The organism is Dellaglioa sp. CoH-56-MRSF-10 (genome assembly GCF_056782175.1).
The window spans coordinates 1-399 of the sequence record NZ_JBXAYF010000049.1; the positions used below are offsets into that span (position 1 = coordinate 1).

A 399-nucleotide genomic window follows, 5' to 3' on the forward strand; every position below is an offset into this window, starting at 1 on the left:
TCATCAGTCTGATCCGGATGCGGGCCTACACGTGCTGTCATGATCTTGACTGTATGGCCCTGCTTGATTAGGTTTTGGACAAACGCCACCATCGGTGCGATGGGCGGCCCAGCGTGTAGAGGTCCTTCCCAACCGCTTTCATCCGATGCTAGCGTTCCATCAAAGTCAACGCCAATCCACGCTATGCTCATGTTCCCTCCGAACGGACGATTGCCATTGATGCGACTGTGGCTGTGTTGATCTGCTTACCATCGGGACCACGCACGTTGAATAGAAGACGCCACGTGCCGTCCGGCAATCGATCGATGTGGATAAACTCTTTCTCGGTATGGGGAGTGGCAAACTTCGAGAGGGGAAGTTCCGCAATGGGTTTACCGGAACTGGACCGCAACGTGATAT

General features: G+C 54.1%; 2 protein-coding genes. Both read right to left on the minus strand.

Going from position 1 to position 399, the window contains the following annotated elements:
- Positions 1-191: hypothetical protein (locus AC1RP4_RS07770; protein WP_481763237.1), on the minus strand; the 191-nt coding region annotated here is incomplete at its 3' end.
- Positions 188-399: hypothetical protein (locus AC1RP4_RS07775; RefSeq protein ID WP_481763238.1), on the minus strand; the 212-nt coding region annotated here is incomplete at its 5' end. The genes AC1RP4_RS07775 and AC1RP4_RS07770, both read right to left, overlap by 4 nt.